2 protein-coding genes are annotated in these 3,147 nt (G+C 60.2%); both read right to left on the reverse strand.

Going from position 1 to position 3,147, the window contains the following annotated elements:
- Nucleotides 1–360: 360 nt before the first annotated feature.
- The gene (locus F8N21_RS30170) at nt 361–1,713 is read right to left on the reverse strand and encodes an imelysin family protein (protein ID WP_150645589.1); all 1,353 of its coding nucleotides are present in this window, start codon (nt 1,711–1,713) and stop codon (nt 361–363) included.
- 337 nt (nt 1,714–2,050) lie between these two features.
- Nucleotides 2,051–3,147: putative bifunctional diguanylate cyclase/phosphodiesterase (locus F8N21_RS30175; RefSeq protein WP_150645590.1), on the reverse strand; the 1,097-nt coding region annotated here is incomplete at its 5' end.

The raw sequence follows: 3,147 nt of genomic DNA on the forward strand, positions 1-3,147 counted from the left end.
AGGTATCTACACAACTTTGAAATACGGCGTAGGGCTGAATCCGTAGCAGCTGCCGAGCCTGCGAGGCTGCGTTCGAGGACGCAGTCGTCGCAAATCCTGTGCCCGCGGTTTACCTGAAAAAGCGTGTTGCCTGATTTTACGACCGCTTCGCCGCCGGACGCAGCCTCGCAGGCTCGGCAGCTGCTACGGGCGTAGTCCTTCACCGTATTTCAAAGTTGTGTAGATACTTATGCCCTCTGGGGAGAGGGTTAGGGTGAGGGGTGGTTTTCGACTCCAGCCAAAATCTCAAGCCGAACAGAACGTGCCCCACAAAAAAGGCGACCCGAAGGTCGCCTCTTTATTCACTCAAACAGCGGTTGATCAGAACTTGTGATCAGCGTTGTCCGGGTTCAGATCAGTGATGCCCAGCTTGCCGGCAGCCTGTTCGATCGAACCAGTCTGCTTGACCAGCGAAGCGATGGCGTCGCGAACGATCTGGTTGCCGGCGGTGTTGCCCGCGGCGATCAACTGGTCGTAGTGCTCACCCTTGTTGGCGTGGTCGACGATCACTTGCATTTTGGCTTCGGTCGCCGCCAGGTCAGCTTTCAGCGCGGTGTCGGCGGCCGGGTCGGCTTTGGCGACGAGCGAGGACAGGCTGGCGCCGGTCATCTTGGTGCCGTCGACACGGGTGTATTCGCCCAGGTACACGTTGCGAATGCCTTTGGCATCGTAGAACTGCGAGTAGTGGGTGTTATCGCTGAAGCAGTCGTGTTCGTCTTCCGGCGAGTTGGCTTCCAGGGACACCTTCATGCGCTCGCCCGCCAGTTCACCCAGGGACAGGCTGCCCATGCCGAAGAGCATTTTGCGCAAGCCGGTATCGGTGGGTTCGGCTTCCAGAGTGGCGCGGTAGTTGTCGGCCACGTTTGGCTTCCAGTTACCGACCATTTCTTCCAGGTCGCTGACCAGCAGTTGGGTGACGGATTTCAGGTAGGCACGACGACGATCGTTGTGACCGCCGGTGGCGCCTTTGCCTTCCAGGTAATCGGACGCTGGACGGTTGCCGGCGCCAGGGCCGGTGCCGTTCAGGTCCTGGCCCCAGAGCAGGAATTCGATGGCGTGGTAGCCGGTGGCGACGTTGGCTTCGGAACCGCCCAGTTCATTCAGGCTGGCGAGTTTTTCCGGGGTGATGTCTTTCACGTCGACCTTGTCTTCGCCGACCTGAACTTTGGTATTGGCGATGATGTTGGCGGTCGCGCCCGGGTTACCCAGTGCGTGCTCGTAGCTCTTGTCGACGTAGTCAATCAGGCCTTCGTCCAGCGGCCAGGCGTTAAGCTGACCTTCCCAATCGTCGACGATGGTGTTGCCGAAGCGGAACACTTCGCTCTGCAAGTAAGGTACGCGCGCAGCGACCCAGGCAGCCTTGGCGGCTTTCAGGGTGTCGACGTTCGGCTTGGCGAGGAACGCGTCGATCGCGGTTTGCAGGGTTTTCGCAGTGGATTCGGCATCGCTGTAGACGGCGAAGACCATGTCGGCGTAATGCGCGACAACGGCCTTGGCAGCGGCTTCATCAACTTTACCGGCAGGAGCAACAGGAGCAGGAGCAGCTGGGGCTGCGGTGCTGGCAGTCGGAACAGGCGCTTGCGGAGCGGCGGCCTTGTCTTTGCCTTCGCCGCAACCAGCGAGGGAAATAGCGATGGCCAACAGACTGGCGGTAGCCAGAGGCATACGAATCATGGCGAACATCCTGCTTCGAGAGAGGTGGACAGGCGCGCGGGAGCGCAAAAGCTGCAACATAATGCGAAAGATTTGCATTATGTGTAAAGGGTTGGGTTTGTAAATATTTCTTATTCAAAGGCCAATGGCACTTTGCCGAAGGCTGCGTCCGGATGTGTGTAGCAGCTGCCGAAGGCTGCGTTCGGCTGCGCAGCAGTCGTGAAATCAGGCGCTGCGTTGTGTCAGGTTAACCGCAGCCTCGGGATTTACGACTGCTTTGCAGCCGAACGCAGCCTTCGGCAGCTGCTACACATAGCCGAACGCAACCTTCGCCAGCTGCTACGTTCGTCAGCGTGTGTCACAGGATGGCGGCGTTACTGCGTTGGGCCTGCTTCAAATAAGCACTCAATTCCCTGGCGGGCAGAGGCTTGCTGTAGAGATAGCCCTGACCCTCGTGGCAGCCTTCGGAGATGATGTAGGTCTCCTGCTCGGCGGTCTCCACGCCCTCGGCAATCACCTGCATGCCCAGACTCTTGCCCAATTGAATGATCGCCCGAACGATGGTGGCATCGTCGTCGTCATCCAGCAGGTCCTGGACGAAACTCTTGTCGATCTTGATCTTGTCCAGCGGCAGACTTTTCAGATAACTCAGGGACGAGTAGCCGGTACCGAAGTCGTCGATGGCGATCAACGCCCCGGAACGGCGCAGGCTGAGCAGATGCTGGGCGGCGGTGCTGATATCTTCCATCAGGCCGGTTTCGGTGACTTCCAGCTCCAGGCTGCGCGGCGGCAGGCGATACATCTGCAGCAGGTTATTGACCACCCGGGGCAACTCGGCGTGGTGCAATTGCACGGTGGACAGGTTGACCGCCATGCGCAAATCGGCGAAACCCTGATCATGCCATTCGCGTAGCTGGCGGCAGGCCTGATCGAGTACCCATTCGCCGATGGCGATGATGGTGCCGTTCTGTTCGGCCAGCGGGATGAACAGGTCCGGCGGCACCAATCCGTGTTCCGGGTGCTGCCAGCGAATCAGGGCTTCGACCCCGACCACGCGGTGATCGCGGTAGCTGATCTGCGGTTGGTAGACCAGGTAGAACTGCTCGCGTGCCAGCGCCTCGCGCAGGTCTTTTTCCAGCTCCCGGCGGCGGCGCATGGCGCTGTCAACGCTGGCGATATAGAACTGATAGCGGTTGCGCGAACGGGTCTTGGCCAGGGTCATGGTCTGTTCGGCCTTCTGCAGCAGCTTCTCGGTGCTGTCGCCGTCCTCCGGAAACAGCGTGATCCCGATCGTGGCCCGCAGACGTATCTCCTGATGATCGAGGGCGAACGGCGCTTCCAGGTCATCGAGAATGTTTTGCGCCAGCTCCGCGGCTTCATAGGGCTGTTCGATATCGGCCTGCACCAGGGCGAACTGGTCGCCACCCAGGCGGGCGAGGGCGCCCAGGCGCCCGC

Source organism: Pseudomonas fluorescens, assembly GCF_902497895.1.
GTDB classification, from domain to species: domain Bacteria; phylum Pseudomonadota; class Gammaproteobacteria; order Pseudomonadales; family Pseudomonadaceae; genus Aquipseudomonas; species Aquipseudomonas fluorescens_BP.